Origin of the sequence: Streptomyces sp. NPDC050610 (assembly GCF_040654875.1) — a bacterium.
Classification (GTDB): domain Bacteria; phylum Actinomycetota; class Actinomycetes; order Streptomycetales; family Streptomycetaceae; genus Streptomyces.
On record NZ_JBFAIV010000009.1, the window covers coordinates 86,172 to 101,276 of the forward strand.

Annotated in this window: 14 protein-coding genes; 3 read left to right on the forward strand and 11 right to left on the reverse strand. The window is 70.1% G+C overall.

Annotated elements, in window-relative coordinates; genetic code table 11:
• Positions 1-16: 16 nt before the first annotated feature.
• From AB0I22_RS13905 to AB0I22_RS13920, 4 genes are all read right to left on the reverse strand, one after another.
• Positions 17-769: an anti-sigma factor gene (locus tag AB0I22_RS13905; protein ID WP_363130974.1), complete on the reverse strand. Its 753-nt coding sequence runs from the start codon at positions 767-769 to the stop codon at positions 17-19.
• On the reverse strand, positions 766-1,359 hold the full coding sequence (sigK, locus tag AB0I22_RS13910; protein ID WP_363130975.1) for an ECF RNA polymerase sigma factor SigK: 594 nt from the start codon (positions 1,357-1,359) through the stop codon (positions 766-768). Before sigK ends, AB0I22_RS13905 begins: the two co-directional genes overlap by 4 nt.
• A gap of 65 nt (positions 1,360-1,424) precedes the next feature.
• Positions 1,425-2,117, reverse strand: coding sequence for a fasciclin domain-containing protein (locus AB0I22_RS13915; RefSeq protein ID WP_363130976.1), 693 nt, complete (start codon positions 2,115-2,117; stop codon positions 1,425-1,427).
• Positions 2,118-2,213: 96 nt separating this feature from the next.
• Positions 2,214-3,785 carry a molybdopterin-dependent oxidoreductase gene (locus tag AB0I22_RS13920; RefSeq protein WP_363130977.1) on the reverse strand — a complete coding sequence of 524 codons (1,572 nt, stop codon included), beginning with the start codon at positions 3,783-3,785 and terminating at the stop codon, positions 2,214-2,216.
• A 357-nt stretch (positions 3,786-4,142) separates the two neighbouring features.
• On the opposite strand from AB0I22_RS13920, the gene AB0I22_RS13925 reads away from it, so the two are divergent.
• The gene (locus tag AB0I22_RS13925) at positions 4,143-4,628 is read left to right on the forward strand and encodes a lamin tail domain-containing protein (protein WP_363130978.1); all 486 of its coding nucleotides are present in this window, start codon (positions 4,143-4,145) and stop codon (positions 4,626-4,628) included.
• 76 nt (positions 4,629-4,704) lie between these two features.
• Here the strand turns inward: AB0I22_RS13925 and AB0I22_RS13930 are convergent, their stop codons facing one another.
• The 4 genes from AB0I22_RS13930 to AB0I22_RS13945 all read right to left on the reverse strand — a co-directional run bounded on the left by AB0I22_RS13930 (position 4,705) and on the right by AB0I22_RS13945 (position 8,638).
• The gene (locus AB0I22_RS13930; RefSeq protein ID WP_363130979.1) at positions 4,705-5,217 is read right to left on the reverse strand and encodes an RICIN domain-containing protein; all 513 of its coding nucleotides are present in this window, start codon (positions 5,215-5,217) and stop codon (positions 4,705-4,707) included.
• Between the two features lie 425 nt (positions 5,218-5,642).
• A complete protein-coding gene (locus AB0I22_RS13935) occupies positions 5,643-7,127 on the reverse strand; it encodes a N,N-dimethylformamidase beta subunit family domain-containing protein (protein WP_363130980.1) in 1,485 nt (494 codons plus the stop codon).
• 192 nt (positions 7,128-7,319) lie between these two features.
• Positions 7,320-7,952, reverse strand: a complete 633-nt coding sequence (locus tag AB0I22_RS13940; protein WP_363130981.1) for an HAD-IA family hydrolase — start codon at positions 7,950-7,952, stop codon at positions 7,320-7,322.
• 233 nt (positions 7,953-8,185) lie between these two features.
• Complete coding sequence (locus tag AB0I22_RS13945; RefSeq protein ID WP_363130982.1) at positions 8,186-8,638, reverse strand: MarR family winged helix-turn-helix transcriptional regulator; 453 nt, start codon at positions 8,636-8,638, stop codon at positions 8,186-8,188.
• 122 nt (positions 8,639-8,760) lie between these two features.
• Here AB0I22_RS13945 and AB0I22_RS13950 point away from each other — a divergent pair, with 122 nt between their 5' ends.
• Complete coding sequence (locus AB0I22_RS13950) at positions 8,761-9,381, forward strand: UbiX family flavin prenyltransferase (protein WP_363131128.1); 621 nt, start codon at positions 8,761-8,763, stop codon at positions 9,379-9,381.
• Complete coding sequence (locus AB0I22_RS13955; protein WP_363130983.1) at positions 9,378-10,901, forward strand: UbiD family decarboxylase; 1,524 nt, start codon at positions 9,378-9,380, stop codon at positions 10,899-10,901. Before AB0I22_RS13950 ends, AB0I22_RS13955 begins: the two co-directional genes overlap by 4 nt.
• A gap of 106 nt (positions 10,902-11,007) precedes the next feature.
• On the opposite strand, the gene AB0I22_RS13960 is transcribed toward AB0I22_RS13955, so the two are convergent.
• From AB0I22_RS13960 to AB0I22_RS13970, 3 genes are all read right to left on the reverse strand, one after another.
• A complete protein-coding gene (locus AB0I22_RS13960; RefSeq protein ID WP_363130984.1) occupies positions 11,008-13,188 on the reverse strand; it encodes a hypothetical protein in 2,181 nt (726 codons plus the stop codon).
• A gap of 2 nt (positions 13,189-13,190) precedes the next feature.
• Positions 13,191-13,931, reverse strand: coding sequence for a hypothetical protein (locus AB0I22_RS13965; RefSeq protein WP_363130985.1), 741 nt, complete (start codon positions 13,929-13,931; stop codon positions 13,191-13,193).
• A gap of 116 nt (positions 13,932-14,047) precedes the next feature.
• The gene (locus AB0I22_RS13970; protein WP_363130986.1) at positions 14,048-14,884 is read right to left on the reverse strand and encodes a vWA domain-containing protein; all 837 of its coding nucleotides are present in this window, start codon (positions 14,882-14,884) and stop codon (positions 14,048-14,050) included.
• Positions 14,885-15,105 lie beyond the last annotated feature (221 nt).

A 15,105-nucleotide genomic window follows, 5' to 3' on the forward strand; every position in this document is an offset into this window, starting at 1 on the left:
CGGAGCCACGCCGGACTCATACGGGCAGCAGCGCCAGGGGCTTGCCGGTCGGCGTGGCCGAGCCGCCGGCGGGCTCCGCCGTCACCCCCACCCCGTCGGCCCCCCGGACCGTACCGCTCAGCAGCGCCGCGCCGCCGGCACGGCCGGAGCCGCCCGGCCCGAGGAACCCGGCGGGGACCATCGTGCCGCCGCGGCTGTACCAGAGCTGGTAGACGCGGGAGCCCGACAGGGCCGGCAGCCCGTCGTAGACGAGCGCCGAACGGCCCTGGCGCTCCGAGGCGACGAGGGTCGCGCTGCCGCCGCCCTTGAGCGCGGTGGTATGGAAGGCGGCGTCCGGAGCGGCCATCAGCGCGCTGAGCGCGGACGCCCGCTGTTCGACACGGGCCATCCGGTCGTGCTGCCGGTCGGCGTCCTGCCGGGCGTCGACGGCGAACCCGCCGGCGACGGCGGCGGCCACCAGGCAGGCGGCGGCCGCGAGTTGCGGCGCCCGGTGCCGCAGCCGCCGGGGCGGTACGGCCGTGGACTCGCGCTGTACGGGCGGCAGTTGCCGGACGTCGGGCAGCGCCGCCATCACCCGTGTACGCAGCTCCGCCGGAGGCACCTCGGCCACCGCCCCCGCCAGCCGGGCCGCGGTCTCGCGGAGCTCCCGCACCTCCCGGGCGCACGCCGGGCACCGCGCCAGGTGGCGGGCGAACTCCGCCGCCTCCTGCCCGGACAGCGCGCCGAGCGCGTACGCACCGGTCAAGGTGTGCAGATCGACGGTGCTCACGCCGCCACCCCCAGGCAGTCGCGGAGCCGGATCAGCCCGTCGCGCAATCGGGTCTTGACCGTCCCCAGCGCCGTGTCCAGCACTTCTGCCGTCTCCCGGTAGGTGTAGCCCCGGTAGTAGGCCAGGGTCACCGACTCCCGCTGCAATTCGGTCAGTTGCTCAAGGCAGCGCCGCACCTGCTCCCGTTCCAGGCGCCGTTCGACCTGCTCGCCGACCTCGTCGAAGGGGACGTGCGCGGCGGCCGCCCCGGCCCGTTGCTCGCGGTCGGCCGCCGCCTGCGCCGAACGCACCCGGTCCACCGCGCGCCGGTGGGCCATCGTCACGATCCAGGACATGGCGCTGCCCTGCCGTACGTCGAAGCGGGCGGCGGACCGCCACACCTCGATGAGCACCTCCTGGGCGACCTCCTCGGACTGGGCGGGGTCCCGTACGAGCCGCCGCACCAGACCGAGGACCGTACCGGCCACCGCCGTGTAGAGGCTCTCGAACGCCCGCTGGTCGCCGCGCGCGACGCGGTCCAGCAGGGCCTCCAGAGCGCCGTGGGCGGGGGCCGGGGCCGGGTACTGATCACCGGGGGCCGCTACGGGCATGGTCGCCTCCGAACTGCGTTGTGGCCGACGGAAGTACGGCACTGGATTCTCGGAACGGCCGCGCGCTACTTCTTGGGGAGCAGGACGCTGTCGATGAGGTGGACGGTGGCGTTGGCGGTCCGCACATTGCCGCAGACCACCTTGGCGGAGCCGTCGACCGTGTAGGACTCGCCGGACCCGGACGTGGTGAGCTTGCTCTTGGCCAGCGTGTCGAAGGAGCCGCCGGCCAGTTGCGCCGGGGCGATCGTCTCACCGACGACGTGTCCCGTGAGGATCTTGGTGAGCAGCGCCTTGTCGGCCAGGACCTTGTCCAGCTGGGCCTTGGGGATCTTCTTGAAGGCGTCGTTGGTCGGCGCGAAGACGGTGATGTCCTTGGCGCTGTTGAGGGTGTCGACGAGACCGGCCTTCTTGACGGCGGCGACCAGCGTCGAGAGGGCCGGGTTGTTGGAGGCGGCCGTGGCGACCGGGTCCTTGGCCATGCCGTCGAAGCTGCCCTTGCCGTCCTTGGGCACCGTCGAGCACGCCGGCCCGAAGGGCTTCGCGGCGGTGTCCATGCTGTCGTCCCCGCCGTCGCTGCCGCCGTCGGTGCCGCCGGTCGCCGAGGGCTGCTCGGCGGAGGCGGAACTCTCGGCCGTCTTCTCCTTGCCGCTGCCGCCGCCGCTGTCGGAACAGGCGGTCAAGGCGATCGGCAGCAGCGCGACGGCGGTGACGGCGAGAGCGGTGCGACGGCGCAGGCGCGAGGTGATGCGAGTGTTCATGGTGTGCTCCAAGTGGTGTGTCGGTGAGGACGAGCGGAGGTCAGGGGCCGGGGGTCCGGGATCAGCTGTCCGGGGCCCGGTGCCAGGTCATGGGCGTCAGGCCACGGTGATCACCACCGAGTGCCGGCCCGAGGCGCCGTCGGGGATGGTGCGGGCACGCCGGGCGGTCTGGGTATAGCCAGTACGGTCGGTGGCCCGGACGTGCAGGGCGTGCGTGCCGGGCGTGGCCCGCCACTCCCACGACCACTGCCGCCAGGTGTCCACGCCCGCCTCGGCGGCCAGTTCGGCCGGCTGCCAGCCGCCGCCGTCGACGCGGACCTCGACGCGGCCGATGCCCTTGTGCTGGGCCCAGGCCACCCCGGCCACGGTGACGGTGCCGGACCGGACGTTCGCGAACGGTTTGGGGGTGTCGATGCGCGACTGGGTCTTGACCGGCGCCTCGGCGGCCCAGTCGCGCCGGACCCAGTACGGGTCGTACGCGTCGAACGTGGTCAGCTCGATGTCCTTGATCCACTTGCAGGCCGAGACGTAGCCGAACAGGCCGGGTACGAGCATGCGCACCGGGAAGCCGTGCTCGAACGGCAGCGGTGCGCCGTTCATCCCGACCGCGAGGAGCGCGTCCCTGCCGTCCAGTACGGTCTCGACGGGCGTGCCGAGCGTCATGCCGTCCACGGACCGGGCCACGAGCTGATCGGCCGGGCCGCCCTTCGACGGCGGCCGCACCCCGGCCTCCCGCAGGACGTCGGCGAGGCGGACGCCGAGCCAGCGGGCGGTCCCGACGTACGGACCGCCGACTTCGTTGGACACACACGTCATGGTGATGTCCCGCTCGATCAGCGGTCGGCGCAGCAGATCCTGGAAGTCCAAGGTCAGGGGCGTGCCGACGCCCTTGCCGTGTACGCGCAGCCGCCAGCCGCCGACGTCCACGCGGGGTACGGTCAGCGCGGTGTCCACCCGGTAGAAGTCACGGTTGGCCGTGGTGAACGGGCTGAGGCCGGGCAGCTTCAGGTCCACGCCGCGCGGCAGCGGGGGCGCGGGGGAAGCGGGCGCGGGGAGCTCGACCTTGGCCCGCGACTCCGCGGCCCGTTCGGCGTCGGCGTCGTTCAGCCCCCGGCCGAGCGGCCCGGCGACGGTGGCCGCCGCCGTCGCACCGGCCAGCCCGAGGACGAAGCGTCGGCGGTCCACGCCGGACCCCGCCACCGCCACGGCCGTACCGGGTGATGGGAGTCGTCCGGCGAGGAAGTAGAGGACCACCGCCGCCGCGAAGGCCCCGACGAGGGAGGGCACGGCGTCCAGCGCACCCGGCGAATCGGGCCGCCCCGTCGCCGCCAGGGCGCCCACCACGCCGAAGACGAGCACCCCGGCCGGGGCCGCCCGCCGGAAGCGCGGCGCCAGGACGCCCAGGGCCATGGCGAAGAGGGCGAGCACGGCGACGATGCCGAGTCGCAGGACCAGCTTGTCGTCGGTCCCGAAGTTCCGGATGGCCCAGATCTTGACCGCCGCGGGCGTGCGGTCGACGGCCGCGCCGCCGACGGCCGTCACGGGGCTGGCCTCGGGCCGTACCGCGACGGCTGCCAGCTCGGCGACGGCGAGGGCCACGTAACCGGCGACCAGGCCGCTCAGTGCGCCCAGTGCGGCGTGGAGAAGACTCTTGCGCCACGTTCTCATGCCCCGTATTCGGAGCGGGGGCGCGGGCGGATTGGTGGAGCGGCGAAGAGTTTTCCACGGAGCAAGCGCGGGCTCGGGCCAGGGCGGGGGGGCAGGGGCGTGGGCGCGGGCGCGGAAGGCGAGCCGCGAACGGAGACGAGAGAAGAGTGAAAGTGCAAGTGAGCGCCAGGCGGTGAGCGCGCGCCGAGGCGTGTACGCCCGGCGCGCACCGGGTGTGCAAATGTCCGTATTTCGTAAAGGGCAACCGCTTCTTCAACCACGGCACTCACGGTCCGCCACAGTGGGGCTCGCCCGGCGACAGTCCGGGCATCAGGTAACAGCAGCCCCAGAACAAGGGGCTGTTCGCAGGAGGTTCACGTGATCCGTTTCGCACCGCGTCTCGCCACAGCTGTCCTGGGCTCGGCCGCACTGGCCGCCGCCCTGGCCCTGCCGGCCTCGGCCACCGGCCATCACACGCCGGGCAAGCACCACTCGCCGATCGTGCTGGGCGCCGTCCAGGCCGACAGCCCTGGGCACGACGACCACTCCAACCGCAGCCTGAACGCGGAATGGGTCACCGTGAAGAACACCGGCAACCGCCCGGTCGACCTCAAGGGCTGGACCCTCACCAGCGACTGCACCCACAAGGTCTACCACTTCCGCCACCTGAACCTGGGCGGCCACAAGAGCGTCCGCGTCCACACCGGTCGCGGTCACGACACCGCGCGCGATGTCTTCCAGAACAGCCGCGAGTACGCGTGGGACGACCACCGCGACACCGCCACCCTGCGCAACGCCCACCACCACACCGTCGACACCAAGCACTGGGGCCACCCCCACCACAATCACCACAGCCACCGCTGACCCGGCTGCCCGCCGCCTCGAACCGGTGCGCCACGACCATCAGGTCGTGGCGCACCGCCATGTCCGACACCGCGGCTCAGGACACCAGCCAGGCCTGGTTCTGCGTGCCCTTGCACGCGGCGAGGCGGGTCTTCGCCGCGCCCTTGTCATGCGTCAGGCAGTACCCCGTGGCGTACCCCAGCTTGATCGTCCCGTTACGGCTGCCGGACTCCGACACCAGCCACGCCTGGTTCTGCCTGCCGTTGCACGGCGCGACAGAGACCTTCGCCGCACCCTTGTCCCCCTGGAGGCAGTACTTCTGCGCGTACCCCAACTTGATCGTCCCGTTGCGGTTGCCGACCGCCGAGACCAGCCACGCCTGGTTCTGCCTGCCGTTGCACGGCGCGACGGAGACCTTCGCCGCACCCTTGTCGCCTTGGAGGCAGTACTTCTGCGCGTAGCCCGACTTGATCGTCCCGTTGCGGTCTCCCACGTCCGCCGAGGCGCTGCCCGGCGCGAGAGCCGCGCAGGTCAGGCCGACGACGGCCAGAGCTGACGCCACGACGCGGGCCTTGGGGAACGAGTGCGGAATGCGAATGCCGTCGAACACAAGCGACTCCTCGGGATCGGGATGCGTGCCGGAATGAGCGCCCGCGCGGCTCGGTCGACCTCGGCCTCGGCCTCGACCTCAACGCCGGCGCGGAAGCCAACGGCCGGACCGTGCCCACACCCACGCCCTATAGACGCACCCTTCTCCCAAACCACCCCTTCGGGTAGCGGCCTCACCACTACGCGCTCACGGGTGCGCCGAATCAGCCGCTGCCGGGCGGAGGGCAGGTCGGGGCCTGTTCGAGCAACCCGGCGGCGACCGGACCGTGTACGGCCTGATGGGCGGTCTGACGTGTGACGCCCATGCGCCGCGCCAGACCGCCCCCGGGGTGCCGTGATCGTCCAGCACAGCGGAGAACCGCAGTTGCGTCGAGACGACGGTGCGGCCCCGGCCGATTCCAGGGCAGCCGCTCGCGCTGCCTGGCTTCAGGTCAGCAGAGTGATCACGTTGTTGGTGATGGCGCGTACCCGCGGGTCCAGTGGCAGCAGTCGGGGCCAGTCGGTGGTGGCCGCGGTGAAGACCGTGCCGCCCTGGGTGTAGAGGCCGAAGGTCGCGGCGCGGGCCGGGGCGGGGTCTTCGCGGGCGGCGGTGTGCCAGCCTGCGGACGGTTCCTGGGGGAGGTCGGCGGTGCCGAGGATGGCGAAGTCGGCGGGGGTGCCGTCCTTGCCGGTCGCGACCGCCCGGCCGAAGGCGTCGCGTGCGTATGCGGCGCCGTCGCATTCGTACCCCACGAGGCGGTGTTCCGCGCCGAGAACGTCCCCGTCGTGCAGTTCGGTGTCCGCGAATATCTTGTGGTCGGTGTCCTGGACCGTGAAGCCCAACGGCGCCCGGGGGCCTTCCCAGTGTCCGCCGGCGTTGCGGTAGCTGACGCCGGTCAGGGTGTTCTCGGGTTCCGTCTCCCACCAGTGGTCGGGGGCGCCGCGCATCTGGTCGACGTCGGCGCCGCGGGGGACGCCCGGCGGGTACTTGGCGCACCGTATGGCCGTACCGCCGTCCGTCACCGCGACCCGCCACCAGCACGTATTCGCCCCGAATATCGCGATGTTGCCGCCCCCGTCGCGGAAGGCGGTGACGTTGTCGCGGACACGCGCGCTCCAGTACTCGTCATGGCCGACGGAGAGGAGTAGCTGGTAACGGTCGGAGATGCCGGGCGATTCGTGCAGGTCGAGGTCGGTGCAGTAGTCGGCGGTCAGCCCGGCGCCTTCGAGCCAGGCGATGAAGGGGGCGTCCCAGTGCGCGAAGGTCTGGCGGGGCGTACGCGGGTCGTGGGGGTCCGGGCGCCCCTTGACCGGCCCGCCGATTCCGCCGCCGGGGCGCCGCAGGGTGACGGCCAGAGTGCCGGTGTGCGGGGCGGGGTCGGCCGCGTCGACCGGGCCGTACAGGCTGCCGCCGCCGCTGATGTTGTACGCGTGGTAGGTGAAGACCGGCACCTTGTACAGGATGTTCGTGGTCCGGCCGGGCTCGCGGGCCGTCACGACGAACAGCAGCCGGGAGTGGCGGGCGTCGAGGTCTTCGGCGCAGGCCGGGGCTTCGGGGACATCGGGGACTTCGGGGCACGGCTCTTCGGCGTACGGGCTCAGTACCGCGACGTACACGCCCGACGGCCAGTCCTCCGGTACGGCGAAGTCGTGGCCGGGCCAGCCCCAGTCCTCGTCCTGTCGGCGAGGAGGCGCGTAGCGGCCGGGCCCGTGCGTGGTGCCCATGTGGCGGATCGTGGCACCGCAGCGGAAGAAGTCGGCCCGGAACCGTTCGGCGCGCGTCGACACGTGCAGCCGCAGGGTGCCCCCGGCCCGTACGCTCGGCGAGCCGGGGTAGCCGTCGACGGCGGGCACGTCGGCAGGGGGCCCGTCGGCGGCGGGTCTGTCGACGGCCGGTCCGGCGGGGCCCACATCGGGTTGTGCATCAGACACGCGCTGCTCCTGTTGGACGGACGGGCGGTCAAGGACAACGGCCGCGACGGTAAGAGGAGTTCGGGCTTCCCTTTCCGCAGTATGCGGATTCGTGATCGTCGGGGGAAGCCTGCGCATCCGATCTTCGGCCCCAGGCCGTCAGTCCGTTCCAACGGTCCGTCCGGAGGCTCGCCGCCCCGCGGGCAGCTCACCTCAGATGCCCGGCAAACCGCCCAGCGCCGCGCGGAGATCCCCCAATTCGCGATAGTGCACGCCGGTCATTCCCAGCGCGACCGCGGCTTCCACGTTCTCCAGCCGGTCGTCCACGAAGAGGCACCGGTCCATGGCGACGCCCGCGCGCCCGGCGGCGATCTCATAGATTTCGCGGTCGGGCTTGACCACTCCCACCCGGGCGCTGCTGACGACGTGGTCCGCGAGGTCGTCCAGCCCCATGGTCGCCAGGTCGCTTTCCAGTTGCGAAGTCGCGTTCGTCACCAGGACCAGCGGCACGTGGGCCCGTACCCGGCGCAGCAGAGCCACCACCGCCTCGTCCGCCGAGAACGGCGAGCCGGTCAACGTCGTGGCCAGCTCGCGGGCCAACTCGCGGGACACCTGCCCCGAAAGGCCGAGCGCGATGGAATCGATCCACTGCTCGTGGCTGATCTCGCCGAGAAGCACCGGCAGGTCCGTCGCGGGCTCGAAGGCCACTTTTCCGGTCGTGCCCTCCACCAGCCCGGCGGCACGCTCCATTTCCGCCAGCCGGCTCGTGTCGTAGAAGCGGATCACATTGTCGAGGTCGCACAGCACCGCGTCGAAAGGGCGGCCCGGTATCGAGGGAGTCGTCACCGCACCTGAATAACACGATTGAGGGTGGTGTGGCGGGTGTGATCCCTCGCCGTACGACGCCGGGTCGGCCGATCCGGGTAGCCCGCCATGCCGCTCCCCCGCCGCCCAGTGTGCGGCATGTCGCATGGGGCATGGGGCATGAGACGTACACCCCTCAAGGGCCGCCAACCGACCCGGCGAGCGCCCGCTCGGGCAGGATCGGGTCCCGCCGCGGAACAGAAACCGGAACCCGGCTAACGCTCGGCCCCTTGAACCGCGCGACGTAGCAGGCTCAGGAGCTGTTCCCGCTCCTCCCCGGAGAACGGCTCCAGCATCTGCTCGTTCACCCTGAGGACCGCGGGAGCCAACCGGGCCGCCAGTTCCCGGCCCTCATCGGTGATGCTGACCAGTTTGCGCCGCCGGTCGCTCGCGTCCTTGGCGAGGTCGACCAGGCCGCGTCGGCGCAGCCGTTCGAGCAGGGGGGCGGCGGTCGACTTGTCGAGATGGGCCAGCGCGCCGAGGGTGCCCTGGTCCGTGACGCCGCGCTCGCACAGCAGGCTCAGCACCGTGAACTGCGGCCCGGTGAGGTCCGAGTCCACCTGCTCGTACCAGAGCCGGGTGTGCACCTGGTTCAGCCGGCGTGCCAGGGGGCCGACCCCGCTGATCGCGTCGAGGAGAGCGCGGGAGTCCGAGTCCCCGTGCGCCATCGTTTCCACCTTCGCTCCCCGCCCCCACGGTTGATTAGGACGTACACGTACTATACCTTGGAGAAATAGGACGTAGACGGAATAACTCTGCGTAGCGTAATGAATGAAAGGAGGCCGCCATGGTGCGTCTGGTCGTCGCGATGACCGGAGCCACCGGCGCGCCCATCGGAGTGCGCCTGCTTGAGGCGTTGAGGGAACTGGACGTCGAGACGCACCTCGTCGTCAGCCGCTGGGCGCGCGCCACCCTCGCGCAGGAGACGGGCCTCTCGCTGCGCGACGTACGGGCGCTGGCGTCGGTGTGTCACAGCCCGGACGACCAAGGAGCGTCGATCTCCAGCGGATCGTTCCAGGTGGACGGAATGATCGTCGCGCCATGCAGCATGAAGACGCTGGCGGCCGTCAACACGGGCTACGGCGAGGGCCTCATCGCGCGAGCCGCCGATGTGACGCTCAAGGAGCGGCGCCCCCTCGTCCTGGTGGCCCGGGAGACGCCGCTGTCGGCCGTGCATCTGAAGAACATGTACGAGCTGGCGCGGATGGGCGCCGTGGTGATGCCGCCGGTGCCCGCGTTCTACAACCGGCCGTCGACCATCGAGGACCTGGTCGACCACATCGTCGCGCGCGTTCTCGACCAGTTCGGCCTGGAGATGCCCAACGCCGAACGGTGGCAGGGCATGGGCCCGGCCGCGCACCGGACCCCCGGCGACCCGCTCCCCCTCGCACGGAAAGGCTTCCAGGAATGACACATCAGCCGCAGCGATCACGCCCGTCGCAAAGGGGCAGTGCGCTCAACTTCCGGGACTTCGTAACGGACTTGCTGGCGACCGGCGACGCGATCGACGTCCGCGAACCGGTCAGCCCGACGCTGGAGGCCGGAGCCGTCACCCGGCGTACGTACGACACGAGGAGCCCCGCACCGCTGTTCAGCGCCTTGACGGAGGGCGCTCCCGGCTGCCGCATCCTCGGCGCGCCCGCCGGGCTGAGCGCGTCCCCGGCGGCCCCCTTCGCCAGACTGGCGGCCCACTTCGGCCTCGAACGCGACACCACGCCGAGCGAGCTGCTGGAGAAGCTGATCTCCGCGATGAAGGCGGAACCCGTCGCCCCGCGCGTCGTGGAGACGGGCCCCTGCAAGGAGAACATCCGCACCGGCGACGACGTCGACCTGGAGCGCTTCCCGGTGCCGCTCCTGCACGAACACGACGGCGGCCGGTACTTCGGTACGTACGGCTTCCACGTCGTACGCACTCCGGACGAACGGTGGACGAGCTGGTCGGTCAGCCGCGCCATGCTGCACGGACGGAACACCCTGGTCGGCCCGGCCATGCCGCAGCAGCACCTCGGCATGATCCACCAGATGTGGCGCGAGCGGGGCGAGCGCACCCCGTGGGCCATGGTCCTCGGCGCCCCGCCGGCAGCCCTCGCCGCGGCCGGCATGCCGCTGCCCGCCGAGGTGAGCGAGGACGGCTACGTAGGCGCACTGACCGGCAGCCCCGTCGAGGTGGTCCGCACCGAGACCAACGGCCTCTACGTCCCGGCCAACGCGGAAATCGTGGTCGAAGGGTTCATCAGCCCTGACGAGACGGCCCCCGAGGGCCCGATGGGCGAGTACCACGGCTACGCGTTCGCCGAGAGCAAGCCGCAGCCCGTCTTCCATGTGGAGGCGGTGACGTTCCGCGACGACCCCATCCTGCCCATCTGCGTGGCAGGCGTCCCCCCAGAGGAGAACCACACCATCTGGGGCACCATGATCTCGGCCACCAGCCTGGACCTCCTCCGCTCCAGCGGCCTCCCCGTCTCCCTGGCCTGGTGCTCCTACGAGGCTGCCACCTGCTGGCTCGTCGTCTCCATCGACATCCGCCGCCTCGCCGAACTGCACCTGACCGAACGCCAGCTGTCCGACGCGGTGGCCGAAGTGCTCTTCACCTCGCACACGGGCTGGCTGGTGCCGAAGGTGATCCTGGTGGCCGACGACATAGACATCACCGACATCAATCAGGTGACCTGGGCCCTGGCCACCCGCCACCACCCCACGACAGGCCAGTACCTCTACCCGCGGGCCCCGGGCATCCCCCTGGTCCCGTACCTCACCGAAGAGGAGACCCGCACCGGCCACGGCGGCAAATCCATCACGAGCTGCCTGCTGCCGGAACAGTTCGAGGGCAGGACCAGAGGCACCACCGCGTCATTCCACAACTCGTTCCCGGCCGACATCCGCCGCCGAGTGATCGAGAACTGGAACGCGTACGGGTTCCCGGCGAGGTAGGCCGCGAGCAGGTGACCCGCAAGCGCAACGGGCACGGTCGCCGCGACGCCGCAACGCGACGCCCTGCCCCATCGATCTGCGCCACTGCCCGCATCCGGGCTCAGCGTCAGCGACCGGTGTAGAGGAACCGCAAGTAATACCCCCACGCCAGACGGCGGTGCTGGAGGTTCGCAGCCTCCAGGGAGGCGCTCAGCGTCCCATGGAGCACGCTGTTCTGCTGGAGCGCAACCGTACGACGGCCGAACTCCTGACGCTGTTGCCGGGCCCGGTCGCCCGCCAGTGTGTTTTCCTGGGCGAGCCGCTCTAGCTCCACCGCCAAGTGCTTCCGCGCCTGCTCGCGCAAGAAATCGGTCTCGGACTCCACGCCCTTGCGTTGGTCGGCGAATCGCGCCCGGCGGCGAGTAATGTCCTGCTCGAATTGTTGTCGTTCCGCCGCACCGAGGGCGGTCGGCTGCCGGGCGACGGCGGACGCGACCAAGCCTTGGCGCCATCTGTCGAGGGCGATGGCCTTGGCCTCGCCGATTCCCTGGACATTGGTGACTCGGCCGTTGCTCAGTACCAGCACTGCTCCCGTGCTGTTGTAGGAACTGTTCTGCACGGGCCGATACCCCGTAAAATCAGCCGCCGTCCGAATGCCCGCCGTGGCAAGTCGAGCGGCCAGTGTCGAGCCGATGCCATGCGGCGGGGACTGGGCGATCAACCGACGGCTCAATTGGTCCCGAATATACGCGGCCTGCTTGTCGACAAGCGCTTTGGCCAAAGACTTGCGGAGTTCCTCCGAGAGCCCGTCGATCTTCTTGTCGATGTCGCGCGACTTGCGGATCTTGCGCTTCTCGGCCTCCTTGAGCTCGGCGTGGTACTGGGCTGTGAGTTTGTCCTGAGCCTGCGGGTAGGCGGTGGCCCGCTTCGTCTCCGCCGCGTCGAGCTTCGCCTTGTCCTTGCGCAGCCTCTCCGCGGCCTTGGCGGGGTCTCCAAGTCGGTCCACCTCGTCCGTCAGCCTGGCCAGGACAGCCCGGGACTGGGCGGTCTCCACTCGGCGGCTCCATGCGTAGCCTGTGATCGCGGCGGCCAGGATGACGGGCGCGGCGGCTCCGATCAGCGGGATCGGGAGCCCTCCGACGGCCATCAATACCGCCACGGCCAACAGCAGTGGCCAGAGTACGGCTGTGACGACGTCCAACGGCGTCCGGGTACGGAAGCCGTCCGGTGAAGTGGCGGCGGGCGAGACCGACGGCGGTGCGACCTGCGGGGGAACATGTCCGGTCATCCAGCCGGGCAGGCCGCCCGCACCCGGTGCAGCGGTCGTGGAGGGAGCCGACGCCGAGGTGGTCGTCGTCGTGGTCTTCCGCTGCTTGGGAATCGCGTGAGCGAGCGGCGGAAGGAAGTCCAGCGGCTGGAAAGCCAAGGACCTCACCTGATCAGCCAGGCCGCTCACTGTCCCGTCCGGATGGGTGAGGAGCGTCTGCAACCCTGTGGAACCGCCCGGACTCTTGAAGTCGTCCTCGGTAAGCAGCAGAAACTCACCGCTGGGCTCATGCAGCCGATGCCACAGAGCAGGGTCGGTGGCGATCGCCTTGAGTGACATGAAGATGACCCAGGCGGAAAACCGGTCCAACTCCACCCCGAAGTCGTCGTTTCCGCGCATGGGTGATTGGTAGTTGCGGTGGCCCCGCTCAGTACCGCCGAGGCCCGCCAGCGCCGGCACGAACATGCCGTCGTAGTCCACCAGGCGCAAGGTGTCGTCGCTCGCGACCAGCAGGTTCCCGTGCTGAAGGTCGCCGTGGGCGATCTCGTGATCCGACAGATCGCGGATCAGAGCCTCGAACCGGTCGGCCAGACGGCCGACAGCGAACTGGTCGGCATGGTTGTCGTCGAGCCAGGAGGACAAGGTAACTGCCTCGATCCACTCCATCTTCAGGACCGGGTAGCGCTCTTGGCCGACGCCGATCGCGTCGGGAAGGTACTCGAAGCCGAGGTTCCACGGCTGGGAGAGCTCTGCCGAGTTCAGCCGCGCGAGTTGGCTGCTGATGGCCTGGTAACGGAGTTCCTGGTCAGGGACGTAGCGAGTGAAACATTTGACGGCGTACCGCTGGCCCGACGTGGCCGAGGTCAGGGAGAACACGCTCGCGAAGGCACCAGAAATGGCGCGGGGCAGGCCGAGGTTGGTCAGCTCCGGCCTCGCCCCCTTGAGCTCAGGGTGATCGAAACACAACTGCGTATGCTGCAAAGCCTCCGCGTAGGCGGCACCGCTGGGGAACTGCCGTTGCCGACCGGTCGGCGAGTTCACGTTCACCGTCCTTCGAAATCGATCCGTACGACAGCGACGTCGTCGTTGCGCAGTTGCCGTCGGTCCCGCAGGCTGTTCAGCCAGTCCACGAACCCGCTCAGATCGTCGGGCCCGGAGAATTCCAGCAACTGGTGCACGGCGACCTTTTGATCGGGGGCCGACAGGAACCACGCGGCCAGTGCGTCGGTCATCAGAAACAACCGGTCGCCGGGCCTGCACCGGCCTTCTGTGAACCGAGTACGGCAAGCCAGCAGCGCCGCATCGTGGTTACGGCTGCCGAAAAGGTCAGGGACCGTGCCGAACTCGTCGGCGTCGCCCACGGGGAATGCCTGTACCAACCGCTCGTCGCGCAGGTGAAACAGACAGCTGTCCCCAAGGGCGGCGGCCCGCCAGTGCCACGCAGGTTCAGCCTCCTCCACGTCGATGCCGGCACCAGGGCCAGGGTCCGGGTCGACACGCACGGTCAGCAGAGTCGCGAAGGCGCCTTCGGCGAGCTTGGTGTGCTCGTACCACTTCAGCGGGCGTCCTTCCGCGACGCGCGCCTGTGTGTACTGGAGGAGCCAGGGGTCCCACTGAGCTACCGCCGACGCCGCGAACTCCTCAAAGGCGGTGCCACCGGCCAGCAGTTCCGGCCTCTTCATGGCGTGTTCGGCCACCGAGCGGGACAGCAACCGAGCCCAGTCCTTCGCCAGGGCACTCTCCGTCGCCCCATCACAGACGCCTGCTGTGATGGGCTCCTTCAACTCGTAGTCGTGGGAGCGACTGGGAAGCACGACGACGGCGTCTTCGCATTCCGCTTCAGTGCTCCCGTCCTTAGGAGCTACGAGGCGAGTGACGTATACGCAGGAGGGACGACCCGTCACCGCAGCTCAGTGGCGCGCGTGCCGATGTCGAGGAACTGCACGACCGTGGTGATATCCGCGTTGTAGACGAAGCCGCGGGTGGTCTCGCTGACCCGCTGGCCCTGTGAGGCCGCGTACGAACGCATATGGCTCGGCAGGAGGCTCGACATGGCGAAGAGGGTACGAGCATAACTGTCGGGGAGGCCGTCGACGGTGTCGGGGAAGGCGGTGGGGGTGCCGCCTGCAGCGGAGACGTGCAGGTTGAAGAGCAGTGCCGCGCCGTCGGCCGTGGCGTGTGAGGTGATGGCCTCGGCTGCCGCGGTCGGGTCGCCATCGGTCGACTCGCCATCCGTCAAGTTGATGACGATAGGCGGGAAACTCGCCGGGTACTGCTCGGTCCAGCCTGCGACGAGGCTCTCGGCGTACTGAAGAGCCCGGTTCATCGGGGTTCCACCGTGCGCCACCGGGTCCATCCACAGCGGGAAATTGACCACGGTCTCGACCAAGCCGCCGGCGCCGTCGGACACCTTCTTGCTCCGCTCGTCGACCCGGGCCGGGTTGTCCGCCACCTCGCTGAGGGGAACGATATCCCGGCCGCCAAGCGCCCCCGCGAACGCCGAGCCGACGGTGGCTCCATAGCCGACGACCGCGACGTGGAAGTAGTCGCGTACGCCCTCTTCTTTGGCGCACTTGACGGAGAGTTCAGTGAGAAGCCGGTTGATGGCGTCGGAAACGACATCGGCCTTCTGCCGGGGGACTTCACCGCCGATGGGGTCGCTCATGGAAGTCGACTGGTCGATGAGGAAGATGATGCTCGTCGGATTGCTGCGGCTGATCTCTGCCGTATACGGCACGTTACGCTCCTGGCGGACTGCGAAGAAGTCAGTTACGGGAGGTGCTCATGCGGCCTGCCAGCTCGCAAGGCACGCCGACACACCGGTCACCAGCACTCACGCCGAGCCGCCGAGGCCCCCACGCATATCGTAATGCGACGGCATCGGTTTGCGGCAGGCAAACGACAAGTGATCTCAGCCGAAGTCCCATGCCATTACCCACAGTCGGTGCTCCCCGGCCC

Excerpts from the sequence above, each read along its gene's own strand:
- AB0I22_RS13915 (WP_363130976.1), bottom strand. The coding sequence starts at position 2,117 with ATGAACACTCGCATCACCTCGCGCCTGCGCCGTCGCACCGCTCTCGCC.
- AB0I22_RS13955 (WP_363130983.1), top strand. The coding sequence starts at position 9,378 with ATGACACATCAGCCGCAGCGATCACGCCCGTCGCAAAGGGGCAGTGCG.
- AB0I22_RS13945 (WP_363130982.1), bottom strand. The coding sequence starts at position 8,638 with ATGGCGCACGGGGACTCGGACTCCCGCGCTCTCCTCGACGCGATCAGC.
- AB0I22_RS13920 (WP_363130977.1), bottom strand. The coding sequence starts at position 3,785 with ATGAGAACGTGGCGCAAGAGTCTTCTCCACGCCGCACTGGGCGCACTG.
- sigK (WP_363130975.1), bottom strand. The coding sequence starts at position 1,359 with ATGCCCGTAGCGGCCCCCGGTGATCAGTACCCGGCCCCGGCCCCCGCC.